The following is a 15,532-nucleotide window of genomic DNA, read 5'->3' as shown; positions in this document are numbered from 1 at the left end:
TTATGAGGCGTTCAAAAGCTTCATATATATTATTATGTCACACAGGATTTGCCGTTTCCTTCCGGGTGACTTCGTCAATTTTATCTATAAACATTTGGAAAACACGTCTTTTCTCTTCTAAATCACGAATAGATTCTTTCAGTTTTTCATATTTCTCTTCAAATGGTAGATGGTAACGCTGGCGAATCGTTTTAATGATTTCTTCGTTCACTGTCGACTGAATCACTTGCTTTGTAATGTTGTATTTATACGCGTAAACTCTTAACTCTTGTTTGACTTTCTCATATTCTTCATTAATCTGGCTCAATACTTCAGATATTTCTTCCTTCCATTCTTCAAGGGATTTCTGTATGTACGATTGTTTCGTCATTTCATCCATGAAAACACCTTCCCGCCGTCTATATAGTTTGTCCCTTCCTCATTTTAACGCAACTTTTTTACACCCTGTTTTCTGAAAAATTACATTGTCATTTCATTTATGATTTATGGATATGACACAGCCTATTTCACAATAGACAAAGATGAATTGAAAGACTTGGAGAATGCTGAACTTCGTTTAGTACATAAAGTGACGAAAGAAGTGATTCAAACGTTGCCGTTGAAAGTCTTGAAAAAATGATGGAAGGGACAGATACATATGTCATTTTCGGATTGGTTATCATTAATTTGGCACATCTTATATCCAAGCATCGTAGTTTTTGTTGTTCTGTTTGCAGTTTGGAGAATTACTTCGTTTCTAATAAACGGTTTTAAGCCCTTAATTCAAAAAATTGACGGCACTTATCCCACCAATCAAAAAAGTTTTATAGAGGGATATAATGGCAAGCGATATCGTGTATTTCGGAAAAAGGATAAATACGACGAACTGATGGATGATATGAATAGGAAATTTCAGGAGGATAGTTTAAGATTTAGCGAGGAAAATTTAAGGGAAAGTATGAGATTTCAAGAAGAATCGCTACATTCTTTTAACGAAGATTCTATGCGTTTTCACTACAACAGGCAAAACATCTAACAAATTTGACCCGACTGGAAAAGTAACAAGAGCGCAGATGGCGGTGTTTGTAAAACGGGCATTAGATAGATTACCAAGAAAAACAAATTGCTAATCTAAATCCTTTTGTGAAAGAAGTAGTATCTTTGGTTAATAAAGAACGTGCAAAAGAAAAACGTCCTCCATTAAAGTTAGCGTTAGATGTAACGAGAGTTGCTCAATTAAAAGCAGAAGACATGCAAAAGAACGATTACTATGATCATGTATCACCTGTATATGGAGATGTAGATAATATGTTAAGTAAATTTAACATTAAATTTAAGTATGCAGGTGAAAATATTGCAGGTGGTCAAATGACTCCAGAAGAAGTAATGACTGACTGGATGAATAGTCCGGGTCATCGTGCTAATATTTTAGACCCAGTTTATACAGAGATAGGTGTCGGAGCCGCTAGTGTAGGTAGTGTGAATGGAAAACATGTATATTATTGGGTGCAAATGTTTGTAGCAAGATAATTATTCGCAATCTGCTATTCTTTATGTTTTTCACACGGGGCTTTGGCTCCGTGTTTTTATTTTGCATATATTCCCCATTCCCTTTAATTCTGCTAATGAACAATAAGAATTTAAAGATAAAATAATAAGATATTTAAAATAAATATCTCGAATCTATATTAAATTAATAAGAAAACGTTTACAAATTATTTCATAGGAGGAATGGCGCATGTCTGAAGTAAAAACAGTTGAAAAATTTTCTATGTGGAAAATGATGCCTATTGGTGGTGTATGGAAATCTGGATCTAGCAATAGAGAATGTGTTGTGACAAATCCATACAATAACGAAGTGCTTGTCACTTTTAACTATGCAAGCAAAGAAGATATCAATGAAGCGTATGAAACAGCGCAAAAAGCTCAGAAGAGTTGGGGACAAACTTCTGCGTATGAACGTATTCGTGTTTTAGAAAAAGTTGCGCAACTCATCGAGAAAAAAAGAGAAGAGATTGTTGAAATTCTCGTGAAAGAATCTGGGAGTACAAAATTAAAAGCAAATATTGAGGTTGATTGTGCCATTGCGGATGTAAAAGAAGCAGCAAAATATCCACTACAAATGGAAGGTTCTATTCGTGAATCTCTCATTCCTGGAAAAGAAAACCGCGTTTATCGTGACCCAATTGGAGTTGTAGGGGCTATCACGCCTTGGAACTGGCCATTCTATTTAACAATTCGCGTCGTCGCTCCAGCTATTGCAACAGGAAATGGTGTTGTACTGAAACCAGATTCCCAAACACCGATTTCTGGTGGACTCATTATTGCAAAAATTTTTGAAGAAGCTGGGCTTCCACAAGGTGTGTTAAATGTAACAGTGGCTGACCTTGAAGAAATCGGTGATTACTTTGTTGAACATCCAATTCCTGAAGTTATTTCTTTCACAGGATCAACAAAAGCAGGGCAACATATTGGGGCATTAGCTGTTAAACATCTTAAAAAACCTGCACTTGAATTGGGTGGAAACAACGCTTTTATCGTACTTGACGATGCCGATGTGGATCAAGCTGTATCTGCAGCAACATTTGGTAAATATATGCATTCGGGTCAAATATGTATTGCGATCAATCGGATTATCATCGATCGAAAACTTTATCAACCGTTTGTTGAAAAATTCAAAGAGGCCACTAAGGCCATAAAAGTTGGAGATCCGTCCGAAGATGACACAGTTATTGGTCCATTAATTAATAAAAAACAAGTGGATCGAGCTATTCAGTTAGTAGAACAAACACTTAAAGAAGGTGCAACATTAATTCACGAAGGAAAAGTGGAAGGAAACTTAATTTATCCATATATTCTAGGGGATGTGACAAATGATATGGCAGCTGCCCAAAATGAAGTGTTCGCCCCTATTGCGGTCATCATTCCTGTTGATAGTGAAGAAGAGGCTATTGAAGTAGCAAATGGAACTCCATTTGGATTAAGCGGGGCTGTATTTTCTGGTTCATTAGAACGAGGCATTAATGTAGCAAGAAAAATTAAAACAGGTATGATTCATGTAAACGATCAATCGATCAATGTAGAACCAAATGTTCCGTTTGGTGGAGAAAAATATTCAGGTTTAGGACGTTACTGTGGTGAATGGGCTATTGAGGAATTTACAACCGTTAAGTGGGTGTCTGTTCAAAAACAACCTCGTCAATATCCATTTTCATAATAATTTTTCACCAAGCCATATTCTGAACAAATTGTACCCTTTGGTATCATGTGCGAATCATTTTACATGATGCCAAAGGGTTTTCTTTTGTCAATCATAATTTCCACCTGCCATTACCGACATTAGATATATCCAACAGCTTGATAGTTGGACTGGGAGAAGACCAAAAAAGTGAGCCATCGTGATGCACTCTTTTCTGTTATATCAGCGTAGTTAATAGAAAGTCACCCCCCAAATTAGCGTAAGAGCCATTTTATTATCGGCTTTAACAACATTTAACCTATAACCCATCTAATCAAACTGATTATCCTAATCATAATATTTAAATATCAGGTGTTTTTGTAGATTTAGCACCAACATTCGGCTCTGGAGCTAGTGCTGGCGATACTGCATTTGGCAGTGCTGATGCGGCATTACCGGTATCTACAGGTGACAAACTATTAATGTTTTTTTCTTTAACTCAATCTGGAACTTTAGCTGCTCTTATAGTTTTTGCAAGTGCGGGTGTTGTCATCAGTTAATTTAAATAGCTCAGCAACAACATCGTTCGACCTAGTCGACACAAAAGGGAGACATTCTCATGATGAGGATGTCTTTTTTTGGTTTCTTTGTTTCCCCAATTTTATACCAAGGGACAACAATGCAGGTAATATGTGCGTTCTGCGACGCCATTCCTAGCTTTGTTGCGGTGTTGTTTCTGCAAGAGCATGCTAATCATTCGGAAATTTAAAAGATGGACTTCCGATAATACATACTGAAAAATCCACAAGAGAAAAGAGGGATACCGGTACCAAAAAGCTGTTCGTAAGAAATGCAAAAATAAGTGTGAGAGATGCGGAGCAACAAAGAAACTACATTTCCATCTAGGCTTTTAGAAGATGGACAAAACATAGTCGATAGTCTCATTTTGCTTTGTACTAGTGATCATGCGGAAGAATATAAAGGAGAACATGCTTATTATATTTTAAAGAAAAATATCGAAGGGGGATGAAAATGTCGGCAGCAACAAAGCTTAAAAAGCTACGTTCAAACATATCGAAGCAGAATTGGATTGCTATGACGATATGTTGAAAGAGTATCATGTTTTGTCGGGAGAAAGTCGATGAAAACGTTGGTGGCGGCCGCGCTTCTCTTCTAGGAAAGCTGACGTAATCCGTCGCTGCACCATTGGCGACACAGTTGGCACAGTTAGAGGAATTGCAACAGCGATCGGACGGGTATATGCACAATTGCTGGAAACATATCAGAGGCTGATTCCATTATGGTATTGGACAAGGCCAAGACGATTAAATGGGATGGACTAGCTGACAAATTAATAATAGACGCCGAGCCATGCGGTGGCGGGATGAAATTATTTATGCGATTGGGGTGGGATTGGATGCAGATGAGTTCAGTATTTATGAAAGAGTTAGCCGATATACTCTTCAAATACAACTTAGCTTGCATAAAGTCGGATAACGGTATGATAGGTTATAAAGATGGGGAATTCAAAGTATTGAATAATACGTTTGTTAGCGCGAAACCAAAAGGAATTGAAATGAGTGGTTACAGTTTAGAGGTATATGGAGTAAAGCATAAAGAAGAACTTTTAGAGAAAATAGTAGAAGATATAAAAGATTGTTTTAAGAAAAACGAGATGGGAGCAATTGAGGGGAGTTATTTTATTGGTTTCGATGATGGCAACAAATTCAAAATAAGAATTATCGAATAATGCCATTTCCAATGTCACTTTCGGCATATAAAATATGATAAATTCCTAGCTGTTTCGCATCTTTTCCACTTGTCACCTAACCGAGCGATAAGCTCTTTTATTTTCGGATGGCGGGCGGTGAAAATATCCCAAACAACGCCCCACCCCATCTTCTCAAGTTGAGACAAGACGTTTCTGCGCAAGGGATTAAGCAAGATGGGGTGCGATTTATTTTTTATGCATCCGTTATGCGTTTTGCGACGCGTTCTATGAAAAAAGAGGATATATGCTCAATAAAGGGCATATATCCTCTACTAATATAGTTATTCCTTAAAACGGAAATTTTCGATATTGATGTTGAACGGAAACCCATTTTGTCACTGTAAACTCTTCTACAATCCATGGATTTCCAAAACGGCCTAATCCGCTCGCTTTTGTTCCTCCAAATGGTGTATTCGATTGAAGGTTAACCGTTTGGTCATTTACATGAGTCATTCCGCTATCAATCTCTAAAGCTAGTTCTGTTCCTTTTTCAAGATCAGATGTAAATATAGCCGAACTTAGACCATATTCGGTTTTATTCGCCAATTCAATCGCTTGTTCATCTGTTTCCGCTTTAATCATAATCGCAATCGGTGCGAACACTTCCGTTTGAGCTAACTTACTATCATTATCCACATCTACAAATACAGTTGGCGTTAATATATTTCCTACGCGTTTTCCTTCTAATGCCAACGGAATTCCTTCTGCTTTTGCTTCTTCAATTACCTTTAATGCTTTTTCTAACTGACGTTGGTCGATGATCGGCCCAATCACGTTTTTACGATTGCGTGGATCTCCGTACGGCAAGTTTTTAGCCCGCTCCACAAACTTCTGTACAAATTCATCATACAAATCTTTATGAACAATGAATCTATTCACGATCATACAAATTTGGCCTTGGTGTAAATACTTTCCGAATATCGCTGCATCCACTGCGCGATCTACATCAGCATCGCTCAGCACGACAAACGGACTGTTTCCGCCTAATTCTAATGCTACACGTTTTAAAGCTCCGCCGGCAACAGCTCCGACATGCTTTCCTGCCTCTGTCGATCCAGTAAAGCTAACCATCTTAGAATGAGGGTTTGTTAACATTTCATCTCCAATTTCTCTCGAATTCGTTAAAATCACATTGAGTACACCTTTAGGCAATCCAGCATATTCAAACGCTGCCGCAATAATCGAACCTCCGGTTAAGCCGGTTTTCAAATCTGGTTTATGAACGACCGCATTACCTAATGCGATCGCAGGGGCAATGGTTCTCATCGATAAAAATAACGGGAAATTAAATGGAGAAATCGATGAAATAACTCCGAGCGGCAATCGATAAATTCGATTCGTTTTTCCTTCAATAGGAGAAGGAACTTCTCTATACGTATAAATCTCTTCTGTCATTTTTTCCGCTTCTACTAATTCATCTAACGTAATTTGATATTCCATTTCCGCTTTTACATACGTGCTGCCCGTTTCTACTACCATGGTCTCTAAAATTGCTTCTTTATTCTCTTTAAAATACTCTAATGCTTTCCGGATGACTGCTTTTCTTTCCTCTACCGAAGATTTCGCCCATTTTTCCTGCGCTTGCTGCGCCGCTTCAAAAGCTTCCTGTGTTTGTTCTTTTGTAGCTAATTTAACTGTTGTAATGACAGAATCATCATACGGATTTAAAATATTATAAGAGTTCGAACTTAATCCTTCAACCCACTTACCATTAATAAAACTTTTATTTAGTTCCAGATACTGTTTCAAGTTGATGCCCTCCCCTTGTTGTAAACGGTTTCGACAATTATCTTACTATTGCTTGCACATTATTTCAAATTTCCTGCTTACTTTTTAGATTTAACAATTTTTTTCATTTGCACGTTGGAATAAATCTATTTTACGCATATGGATATAGAAAAGTGGTTATTTTCGTTATTCTACCATGCGAAAAATAGATTCTCACTGGCTGTTAAGGAGCGGGAAGAATTATTAGATTTTGCACGTTACCAAAATGGAGCGTTTATTGTAAAATAAAAATGGCGTTCCGTCGTGAAAACATAGACGATGGATAGCGTATGACGTTGGATGATTTTTCACGGTGCGGAGGATTACAATGGAACAACATCATTTTTTCTTAAAAGCGAATTGGTCTGGCGGAAGAAATGGCAGCGGCTTTATTGACGCTGGCCAGTTGAAGACGAAAGTATCCATTCCGCCGGAAATGGATGGACCAGGAATTGGAACAAATCCAGACGAAATGTTGTTAGGCGCAGCAGCAACCTGTTATTTAATTACGCTTGCGGCGATGTTAGAACGTTCTTCCATTCCGGTTAATGAACTTACAATGGAATCAGAAGGAATTGTGGAAGTAGAGAGAGGAGTAATTACGTGCAAAACGATCATTCACCGTCCTGCGATCACATTGGCTGCTGGAGCGACGGACAAAGAGGTCCAAAAAGCAGCGCTCCTTGCGGAAAAAGCAGAAAAAAGCTGCATGATATCAAGAGCGATAAAAGGAAATGTCGAGATGAAATTAGAATCGGATATACGTATTTCACCAAAATAAAAAAGTAAAGAGGGAAAGGCAATGTATACAAATGAAATGATTTATCAAGAATTAGTGCAAATTTGCGGGAAAGAAAATGTCTTGCGGGATGAACCGCTGAAATATCATACATTAGTCAAAATTGGCGGCAAGGCGGATTTCCTTGTCTGGCCAACAACATATGAGCAAGTAATGGAAGTGGTTCGGTTAAAAGAAAAATATCAGCTTCCTTTTACACTGCTTGGCAACGGGTCGAACGTCATCGTGCGTGACGGCGGCATTCGCGGCATTGTGATGCAATTAAAACATCTTACAGAAATCAAAGTGGAAGGGGAAAAAATCATCGCGCAAGGCGGCGCCGATATTAAAGCCGTTTCCCGGTTTGCGCTAGAACATAGCTTAACGGGGCTCGAGTTTGCATGCGGCATTCCGGGATCTATCGGCGGCGCGATTATGATGAATGCGGGCGCCTACGGCGGAGAAGTCAAAGACGTGATTGATCATGTGAAGGTTATCACACAAACAGGAGAATGTAAGATTTTGAAAAAAGATGATTTGCGGCTCGGTTATCGCACGAGCATTATTAGCAAGACACATGATATCGTGTTAGAGGCAGTATTTCAGCTTAAAAAAGGCGATCCGCAAAAAATTAAAGAAAAAATGGACGATTTAACGTTCCAGCGTGAATCAAAACAGCCGCTTGAGTATCCGTCTGTCGGCAGTGTATTTAAACGACCTCCTGGCTATTTTGCGGGCAAACTTATTCAAGACAGCGGCCTGCAAGGAAAAGGAGTCGGCGGGGCGGAAGTATCGACGAAACATGCTGGTTTCATTATTAATAAAAACAACGCCACCGCTTCCGACTATATTGCAACCATTGAAATGGTGCGGAGGACGGTAAAAGAGAAATTCGGCGTTGATCTTGAATTAGAGGTGAAAATTATCGGAGAGGATATAAAACAGCAACAACAATAACAGAAATTCGGTCCGAACTCACAAACGAGTTCGGATTTTTTGTTGAAAAGAGAATAATAGAGACAGAAAAAAAGCCCCCAAGTGGGGCTTCGTTTCAAAGCTGCTTCTAGCTTTTATACCCAGCCGCGCGCTTTCATCGCCTCTGTGATTCGTTTTAACGAAATGATGTAAGCGGCTGTGCGCAGATCGGTTTCATACTCTTCCGCTGCTTCATAAACGGCGTGGAAGCTTTGCACCATGATGTCCGTTAATTTTTTGTTCACCTCTTCTTCGCTCCAGTAATAGTTCATTAAATTTTGCACCCATTCAAAGTAAGATACGGTTACGCCGCCTGCGTTCGCAAGAATATCAGGGATGACGATAATTCCTTTCTCTGTGAGGATGCGGTCTGCATCCGGAGAGATTGGGCCATTTGCCGCTTCTGCGATGATTTTCGCCTGAACTTGGTCAGCGTTTTTCGATGTGATCGCGTTTTCCAAAGCGGCAGGAATTAAAATGTCTACTTTCAGTTCCAATAAAACGGAAGGATCGATTTGATATTCCGCACCGTAGTCGAGCAAAGCGTGATGATCTTTCAAATATTCTACTTTCGCTATATCCAATCCGTTCGGGTCATAAATAGCGCCTTTGGAATCGCTGACAGCGACGATTTTGCATCCTAGTTCTGCAAGCAGTTTGGCGGCGGTTCTTCCCGCGTTTCCGAATCCTTGAATCGCGACGGTTGCATCTTTTAACGGACGTCCAAGCTTTTTCATCGCTTCTTGAATCGTAATGACACAACCGCGCGCGGTTGCTTCATTTCTTCCTTTCGATCCCCCGATGATGAGCGGTTTTCCCGTAATGACGCCTGGGGAGAAAGATTGATTGATGCGGCTATATGTATCCATCATCCAACCCATGATTTGTGGATTTGTATAAACGTCAGGAGCAGGAATATCTTTATCCGGGCCGATGATTTGCGAAATGGCTTCGATAAATCCGCGGCTGACTCGTTCTAATTCCTCACGGCTTAATGTTTGCGGGTCACAGACGACTCCACCTTTTCCACCGCCGTAAGGAAGTCCGACGACAGCGCATTTAAACGACATCCACATCGATAATGCCTTCACTTCATCGAGCGTAACATCAGGATGAAAGCGGATTCCCCCTTTAGTAGGGCCTAAAGCATCGTTATGCTGAGCGCGATATCCTTCGAATACTCGGATGGAACCATCGTCCATTTTGACAGGGAATGATACGGAGAGAACTCGCATCGGTCTTTTTAAAATTTCAATGATGTGCGGTTCTAAACCTAGTTTCGCTGCAGCTGTTTCAATTTGTTTTTTGACGATTTCATACGGATTTAAGTTTTCTTTTGTTACAATCATAGGCATTTCCTCCTTCTGATGATGAATGATGCAGCATGATCATAGACGGTAGCTTATTGGTTTGTAGATTATTACCATACTACCATATATTTTTATATTTATTCAATTAAAATTTTAAATTATCAAATAACTATGTGTTTATTGTATCATTTTACATTATTATGGGAATATTGCAAAACTAGATTTCAAAGCTCGAAGTGATAGATAAAGATGACACGCATGCAGTAAATTTGTTGGATATTACTTCATAAAAATTAAAGAAATAATGTACAATAGCGTTAATTTAATGTATATGCACATAAACATACAGCATCCTTGAGAAAAATTGATAACGGAGTTTTTATGGAGGAGAAAGGATGAAACTTTATTTTATTGTCAACCCAGCGGCGAAAAATGGGCGGTGCAAAAAGGTATGGAAAAGATTAGAGAAAGTTCTTCGCAAAAAACATATTTCATATGAAGTATTTTTTACAGAGAAGCAAGGTGATGGGAAACGAATCGCCAGGCAAATCATTGAGAGTACGAGCGAAACTGCCGCCATTATTGCCATCGGCGGCGACGGCACGGTCCATGAAATCGCAAACGGTGTCTTTCCATTTAAGCACGGTATTGTTGGCTATATACCAGCAGGCACGGGAAATGACTTTTCGCGCGGCATCCGCATTCCGAATCATCCTCGAAAAGCGTTGGAGCACATTCTCTTATTACTGAAAAGCCATTGTTTTTCTGCCTGTGATATTGGCCGATTTGCAGGTCCGCATGTACAAGAAGGGGTGTTTGTGAACAATTTAGGCTGCGGTTTTGATGCGCAAATTTCGCGAAAAGTAAATCGCTCCAAACTAAAGTCGTTGTTCAATCGCCTTTCTCTTGGCAAATTTGTCTATGTGTTCTATTTAATGAAAGAATTAATTTTCTACCAGCCGGGCAAAGTAGTTTTGCAGATTGATGGGGAGAAGCATTTATTTGAGCGGACTTGGCTTGTCACGATATCGAACCATCCCTATTATGGTGGAGGAATGAAAATAGCGCCGTCCGCAAAATCAGATGATGGCCTGTTCCATATCATTGTCGTTGATCAAATATCGCGGTTAAAAATATTGCTGTTATTTGTGACGGTTTTTTGGGGAGGGCATATAAAAATGAAGGAAGTGAAAGTGTTTGCCGGGAAACACATTCACATACATACTAGCTCTCTTCTTCCTTTGCATGCCGATGGGGAAAATATCGGCTCTGGGAGCGTTACTGTTTGTGTGCAAGAGAATGCGCTGTCTGTGATCGCGCAAAGGCAAACTAGTTAAGTGTAAAATTATAGAAGGAATGATATAGATAGGAAGCGAAATAGAGTAGAAAGATAAGGTGAAAAACGAACGTCTAAGCAAGGGATGCTGCTCGATGTAGTATGCTATATCATTTTTCTGTTAGTTGTCTGGCATGTGGCGCACGGTCACATTGATGACTATTATGCGACGCTTATCTCCACCGTTTTCGGCATGGCATACAAGATATACTGCTTTCTTTCTATATTTTGAAGCTCATCAATGAATAGAAAGGTGGAAGCATGAGATGAAAGTAGAATTAAGCAAATTTCGCGTAAAGGAAGGAAAATCGAAGCGGGTGGATGAATGGATGGAATTATTAAACACACATATGAACGAGGTGCTGTTGACGCTCAAAGATGAAAAAATGCATGTCGAAGCGATCTTCCGCGAGCGAAATGAGGAAGGAGAGTTTCTTTACTGGTTCTCTGTTCAGGGAGAAGGCGGGATTTCCGTAGAAGAGTCCGAACACGAAATTGATAAAAAACATTTGGCGTTCTGGTATGAGTGTATTGATGAGGAATACAACGAACCTGTGATCACGACAGAAGTAGTGATGATTCCAGAGCATATTCGTAAGGCGATGGAGTAAGCAAGTTTGAGAAGTTAATCATGAATCTAATTTTTTATTTTATTTTCTTAATATTTAAAATAAAATATTATTGTCAAGGGACAACAAAGAATGGGGGAATAACGGTGGATAAGGGAGTATCACGTCGTGTGCTAGTAGCGAGTCTTGTCGGGAGTTCGATCGAATGGTTTGATTATTTCTTGTATGGAACGGTCGCTGCGCTTGTATTTAATCAGTTGTTTTTCCCGAGCGAAGATCCGACCGTAGGGCTGCTTTTATCCTATGCATCATTCGCTCTTTCCTTCTTTATTCGCCCGTTAGGCGGCGTTGTGTTCAGCCATATTGGCGATAAGATTGGACGGAAGAAGACATTGATTTTCACATTAAGCTTAATGGGACTCGCAACCGCGGGGATGGGGCTTCTTCCGACGTACGAAACAATAGGTGTATGGGCGCCGATTTTATTAATTTTACTTCGCCTTGTGCAAGGAATCGGCCTTGGCGGTGAATGGGGCGGCGCGTTGTTGCTCGCGGTTGAGTATGCTCCGAAAGAAAGACGCGGATTTTTCGGCAGCATTCCACAAATGGGTGTGACGATTGGACTGTTGCTTGGAACGTTTGTCATGTCATTAATGACGATGATGCCTGATGATGCCTTTATGTCATGGGGCTGGCGGATTCCGTTTTTGCTAAGCACGCTGCTTGTCTTTTTTGGATTATGGATTCGCAAAGGGATTGATGAGACACCGTCATTTAAGAAAGTTCAAGAAAAAGGAGAAATTGCGAAAGTTCCGTTATTGGAGACGTTGAAGACACAGTGGAAAGAAGTGTTAATCGCGGTGGGAGGAAAAGTTGTTGAAACAGCTCCATTCTATATTTTTGGAACGTTTATCGTTTCTTATGCGACAACGTATCTAGGATTTTCGAAAACCGCTGCATTAAATGCGGTAACGATTGCGACTGTGATCACGACGATTTTAATTCCGGTCATGGGCAGCTGGTCCGATAAAATTGGACGCAAACCGCTTTATATCGGTGGAACGATTTTAATGATATTGTATGCGTTTCCGTACTTTTGGTTACTGCAGCAAGGCTCAGTAACACTGATGATTATCGCGACGGTAATTGGACTTGGAATTATTTGGGCGCCGATTACTGCTGTGTTAGGGACGATGTTTTCCGAAATATTTAAATCAAACGTGCGCTATACAGGGATTACACTTGGATATCAAATCGGCGCCGCGGTTGCGGGCGGAACGGCTCCGCTTATTGCGACAGCGCTGTTAGCGGAATATGACAATTCTTATGTTCCAGTCGCTCTTTATATCATCATTACCTCGATTATTTCTTTAATCGCTGTTTGGGTTGTGCGCGATCGTAAAAATGAGGTTTTAGATCAAGATGTAACAAACGAAAGCGGAATCGCATAAGCGGTTCCGTTTTTTATCAAGGGGGCAAATCATGATGATTATTTTATCGGAAAAAGAAATTCAATCACTATATACGATGGAAGATGCAATTCTTGATGTTGAGGCTATTTTGAGCGAGGAACGAAACGGGAATATTCAGATTCCAGAGCGTACCGTGTTGAATTTTTCAGAGCACGACGCCTCGGTGCTTTATATGCCGAGCGCTGCAACAAAGATGGCAGCGGTGAAAGTTGTAAGCATTTTCCCGCATAATCCGGAGCGCCAGAGACCGACGACGCAAGGGGTGATTGTGGTGACAGACACGGAAACGGGTGAGCATTTGGCAATGATGAACGCTACGTATTTAACACGACTTCGTACAGGAGCAGTCAGTGCCATTGCCACGAAATATCTAGCCAGACGCGAAGCTTCCCGGCTCGCGGTCATTGGAACGGGAGCGATGGCGCGGGAACAAGTAGCGGCGATGCTCGCTGTAAGACCGATTACAGAAATGTTTCTTTATAACCGAACGAAAGAAAAAGCGGAGCAATTTGCGGCATATATTCAGGAAGCGCATCCCGAGTGGCAAGGGACGATCCATGTGATGGATAATGCAGATGAGGCGGTGCGTCAAGCGCATATCGTTATTTGCAGCACACGTTCGACAACTCCAGTTTTTTCGGTAACGGCATTGCAGCCGGGGACGCATATTAATGCCATTGGCTCCTATCTTCCACATATGCAGGAATTGGACGTAGAAACGATTATTCGAGCGGACCGCATTGTCGTGGATACAAAGGAGGGAGTCAAGCACGAAGCAGGCGAACTTATTCAGGCGGAAAACACTGGAAGATGGTCGTTTGAACAAATCGACGCTGAAGTTGGTGAATTGGTAACAGGCGAAAAAAGCGGCCGGCAACATGAAAAAGAGATCACTCTATTCAAATGTGTCGGTGTCGCTTCATTCGATCTTGCCGTCGCCATGGGAGTGTATAAAAAAGCGGTGGAGAACGGAAAAGGGATGACCATTTCGTTATAAAAGGCAGAAGAGGTCTTTATCAAGCCCTAAATATAAAAACTTAAAGCACATATTAGTCATGTTATGTGCCTATAGTTTATAAACCTTTTCGTAAACAACACCATCATAATGTATGCATGAAAAAAGAGGATATATGCTCTTATTTGAGCATCGTATCCTCTAATCATTATTGAAATCCGTCTTTTTTGCCTAAAAAGGAGAAAGGGAAAAAGAATCGTTCCAGGGACATAGAAAGATGGAAAAGTAAGGAGAGCAACTAGTCATAAGTTCGGTGATGAACGAAGAAGGATGATGACGAAAGTTTGGGGTTGTCACAATAAATGTTTCCATGCGTGATAGTGCAGAAGAATAAGAAGGAAAAAAACAGATGGCTGGTAAAAACATAGACAGCCAAGGAAGAAGCTGCGCAAATTGGCAATGAGATATCTTTTTGTTATAATAACGGACAGAGTAATAGGCGATGGAGTTCGCTAAACTATCGTTTGGGCTGATGACTCCTACCAGTAAATCAATTATTGGTAGGAGTTTGTTTTTTGGATAAATTTAAGGAAAAGGGGTATGTTCGTGATTTATGTCATCGTTGGTCTTGCCGGCATTGTCGGCGCGCTGCTTCGCTATTATTTAGGATTGTTTGTGGGCGCCTTATGGAACGGGTTGTTTCCTTTGGCAACATGGCTGGCCAATATAATCGGCTGTTTTGCGTTAGGATGGCTGACTGCTTATTTGCCTCGGCTGCGCAATCTTCCTCCTTATGTTGTGACAGGACTAGGAACGGGATTAGTAGGATCGTTTACGACTTTTTCGACGTTCAGCGTCGAGACGGTTCAGTTGCTTCACACGTCTCATTTAGGGTTGGCGTTGTTCTACGTTTACCTCAGCATGTGCGGCGGGCTGCTTATGGCATGGATCGGATTTCGACTTGGACATGGCCGCTTGCGTGCACAAAAAGAGACGGCGGAATAAGGAGGAGATCTTATGTTATGGAACAGCGCACTGGTGGCAATCGGAGGTTTTTTCGGCGCGATTGCGCGCTTTGGCATCAGCAATTGGATCAAACAGAAGTATCCTTCTTCTTTTCCGCTTGCTACATTATTAGTCAATTTGATCGGATCTTTTTTGCTTGGATATATTATAGGAAAAGGATGGAATGATTCGTGGAAGCTTCTTTTCGGAACAGGATTTATGGGGGCATTTACGACTTTTTCCACATTCAAGCTAGAAAGTATGACTTTTTATATTCATAAGCAATGGAAAATGTTTGTTTTGTATCTCGCATTAAGCTATATACTCGGTCTGCTTCTTGCTTTTCTTGGCATGAAAGCAGCAAGTGTGTAAAACGGTATGTCCTATTGTCTAGCGTTATATTTTTTTGTAATATCACAAATGAAGCATGAATGGAG

The 15,532-nt window shown here is 40.5% G+C and carries 15 protein-coding genes and 1 riboswitch; of the genes, 12 read left to right on the top strand and 3 right to left on the bottom strand.

The features are described 5' to 3' along the window. Window positions 1-37 precede the first annotated feature (37 nt). Entirely contained in the window at window positions 38-379 is a 342-nt protein-coding gene (locus QSJ37_RS07055) for a hypothetical protein (protein ID WP_285754494.1), read from the bottom strand. A 258-nt stretch (window positions 380-637) separates the two neighbouring features. On the opposite strand from QSJ37_RS07055, the gene QSJ37_RS07050 reads away from it, so the two are divergent. From QSJ37_RS07050 to QSJ37_RS07035, 4 genes are all read left to right on the top strand, one after another. Further along, window positions 638-1,015: a hypothetical protein gene (locus QSJ37_RS07050; protein ID WP_285754493.1), complete on the top strand. Its 378-nt coding sequence runs from the start codon at window positions 638-640 to the stop codon at window positions 1,013-1,015. Window positions 1,016-1,140: 125 nt separating this feature from the next. After that, window positions 1,141-1,509 (top strand): CAP domain-containing protein, encoded by a 369-nt coding sequence (locus tag QSJ37_RS07045; RefSeq protein ID WP_285754492.1) that lies wholly within the window; start codon window positions 1,141-1,143, stop codon window positions 1,507-1,509. A 208-nt stretch (window positions 1,510-1,717) separates the two neighbouring features. Next, window positions 1,718-3,196: an aldehyde dehydrogenase family protein gene (locus QSJ37_RS07040; RefSeq protein ID WP_285754491.1), complete on the top strand. Its 1,479-nt coding sequence runs from the start codon at window positions 1,718-1,720 to the stop codon at window positions 3,194-3,196. Window positions 3,197-4,457: 1,261 nt separating this feature from the next. Then, window positions 4,458-4,907, top strand: a complete 450-nt coding sequence (locus tag QSJ37_RS07035; RefSeq protein WP_285754490.1) for a hypothetical protein — start codon at window positions 4,458-4,460, stop codon at window positions 4,905-4,907. Between the two features lie 309 nt (window positions 4,908-5,216). On the opposite strand, the gene QSJ37_RS07030 is transcribed toward QSJ37_RS07035, so the two are convergent. After that, on the bottom strand, window positions 5,217-6,677 hold the full coding sequence (locus QSJ37_RS07030; RefSeq protein WP_285754489.1) for an aldehyde dehydrogenase family protein: 1,461 nt from the start codon (window positions 6,675-6,677) through the stop codon (window positions 5,217-5,219). Between the two features lie 346 nt (window positions 6,678-7,023). On the opposite strand from QSJ37_RS07030, the gene QSJ37_RS07025 reads away from it, so the two are divergent. Next, window positions 7,024-7,476 carry an OsmC family protein gene (locus QSJ37_RS07025; protein ID WP_285754488.1) on the top strand — a complete coding sequence of 151 codons (453 nt, stop codon included), beginning with the start codon at window positions 7,024-7,026 and terminating at the stop codon, window positions 7,474-7,476. A 21-nt stretch (window positions 7,477-7,497) separates the two neighbouring features. Continuing rightward, complete coding sequence (gene murB / locus QSJ37_RS07020) at window positions 7,498-8,430, top strand: UDP-N-acetylmuramate dehydrogenase (RefSeq protein WP_285754487.1); 933 nt, start codon at window positions 7,498-7,500, stop codon at window positions 8,428-8,430. A gap of 113 nt (window positions 8,431-8,543) precedes the next feature. On the opposite strand, the gene QSJ37_RS07015 is transcribed toward murB, so the two are convergent. Continuing rightward, the gene (locus QSJ37_RS07015; protein ID WP_285754486.1) at window positions 8,544-9,803 is read right to left on the bottom strand and encodes a Glu/Leu/Phe/Val family dehydrogenase; all 1,260 of its coding nucleotides are present in this window, start codon (window positions 9,801-9,803) and stop codon (window positions 8,544-8,546) included. Window positions 9,804-10,153: 350 nt separating this feature from the next. Between QSJ37_RS07015 and QSJ37_RS07010 the strand changes: the two genes are divergently transcribed. From QSJ37_RS07010 to crcB (QSJ37_RS06985), 6 genes are all read left to right on the top strand, one after another. Continuing rightward, on the top strand, window positions 10,154-11,095 hold the full coding sequence (locus tag QSJ37_RS07010; protein WP_285754485.1) for a diacylglycerol/lipid kinase family protein: 942 nt from the start codon (window positions 10,154-10,156) through the stop codon (window positions 11,093-11,095). Between the two features lie 265 nt (window positions 11,096-11,360). Beyond that, window positions 11,361-11,705, top strand: a complete 345-nt coding sequence (locus QSJ37_RS07005; RefSeq protein ID WP_012749497.1) for a DUF6176 family protein — start codon at window positions 11,361-11,363, stop codon at window positions 11,703-11,705. A gap of 104 nt (window positions 11,706-11,809) precedes the next feature. Continuing rightward, window positions 11,810-13,114 (top strand): MFS transporter, encoded by a 1,305-nt coding sequence (locus QSJ37_RS07000; RefSeq protein ID WP_285754484.1) that lies wholly within the window; start codon window positions 11,810-11,812, stop codon window positions 13,112-13,114. A 34-nt stretch (window positions 13,115-13,148) separates the two neighbouring features. After that, complete coding sequence (locus QSJ37_RS06995) at window positions 13,149-14,132, top strand: ornithine cyclodeaminase family protein (protein WP_285754779.1); 984 nt, start codon at window positions 13,149-13,151, stop codon at window positions 14,130-14,132. Window positions 14,133-14,579: 447 nt separating this feature from the next. Next, a riboswitch (Fluoride riboswitch) is annotated at window positions 14,580-14,639 on the top strand. 51 nt (window positions 14,640-14,690) lie between these two features. Continuing rightward, on the top strand, window positions 14,691-15,095 hold the full coding sequence (gene crcB / locus QSJ37_RS06990; RefSeq protein ID WP_285754483.1) for a fluoride efflux transporter CrcB: 405 nt from the start codon (window positions 14,691-14,693) through the stop codon (window positions 15,093-15,095). A gap of 12 nt (window positions 15,096-15,107) precedes the next feature. Continuing rightward, on the top strand, window positions 15,108-15,467 hold the full coding sequence (crcB, locus tag QSJ37_RS06985; RefSeq protein WP_285754482.1) for a fluoride efflux transporter CrcB: 360 nt from the start codon (window positions 15,108-15,110) through the stop codon (window positions 15,465-15,467). The last annotated feature ends 65 nt before the right edge of the window (window positions 15,468-15,532 follow it).

The sequence above is a fragment of the Parageobacillus sp. G301 genome, assembly GCF_030268025.1.
Lineage (GTDB): Bacteria > Bacillota > Bacilli > Bacillales > Anoxybacillaceae > Parageobacillus_B > Parageobacillus_B toebii.
Note: the sequence above shows the minus strand (reverse complement) of the source record. Positions and strands in the feature narration are given on the sequence as shown.

What these genes read in the sequence shown, in the direction of transcription:
- crcB (WP_285754483.1), top strand. Translation starts at nt 14,691, where the DNA reads ATGTTCGTGATTTATGTCATCGTTGGTCTTGCCGGCATTGTCGGCGCG.
- murB (WP_285754487.1), top strand. Translation starts at nt 7,498, where the DNA reads ATGTATACAAATGAAATGATTTATCAAGAATTAGTGCAAATTTGCGGG.
- QSJ37_RS06995 (WP_285754779.1), top strand. Translation starts at nt 13,149, where the DNA reads ATGATTATTTTATCGGAAAAAGAAATTCAATCACTATATACGATGGAA.
- QSJ37_RS07010 (WP_285754485.1), top strand. Translation starts at nt 10,154, where the DNA reads ATGAAACTTTATTTTATTGTCAACCCAGCGGCGAAAAATGGGCGGTGC.
- QSJ37_RS07050 (WP_285754493.1), top strand. Translation starts at nt 638, where the DNA reads ATGTCATTTTCGGATTGGTTATCATTAATTTGGCACATCTTATATCCA.
- QSJ37_RS07040 (WP_285754491.1), top strand. Translation starts at nt 1,718, where the DNA reads ATGTCTGAAGTAAAAACAGTTGAAAAATTTTCTATGTGGAAAATGATG.
- QSJ37_RS07035 (WP_285754490.1), top strand. Translation starts at nt 4,458, where the DNA reads ATGGTATTGGACAAGGCCAAGACGATTAAATGGGATGGACTAGCTGAC.
- QSJ37_RS07005 (WP_012749497.1), top strand. Translation starts at nt 11,361, where the DNA reads ATGAAAGTAGAATTAAGCAAATTTCGCGTAAAGGAAGGAAAATCGAAG.
- QSJ37_RS07025 (WP_285754488.1), top strand. Translation starts at nt 7,024, where the DNA reads ATGGAACAACATCATTTTTTCTTAAAAGCGAATTGGTCTGGCGGAAGA.
- QSJ37_RS07015 (WP_285754486.1), bottom strand. Translation starts at nt 9,803, where the DNA reads ATGCCTATGATTGTAACAAAAGAAAACTTAAATCCGTATGAAATCGTC.
- crcB (WP_285754482.1), top strand. Translation starts at nt 15,108, where the DNA reads ATGTTATGGAACAGCGCACTGGTGGCAATCGGAGGTTTTTTCGGCGCG.
- QSJ37_RS07055 (WP_285754494.1), bottom strand. Translation starts at nt 379, where the DNA reads ATGGATGAAATGACGAAACAATCGTACATACAGAAATCCCTTGAAGAA.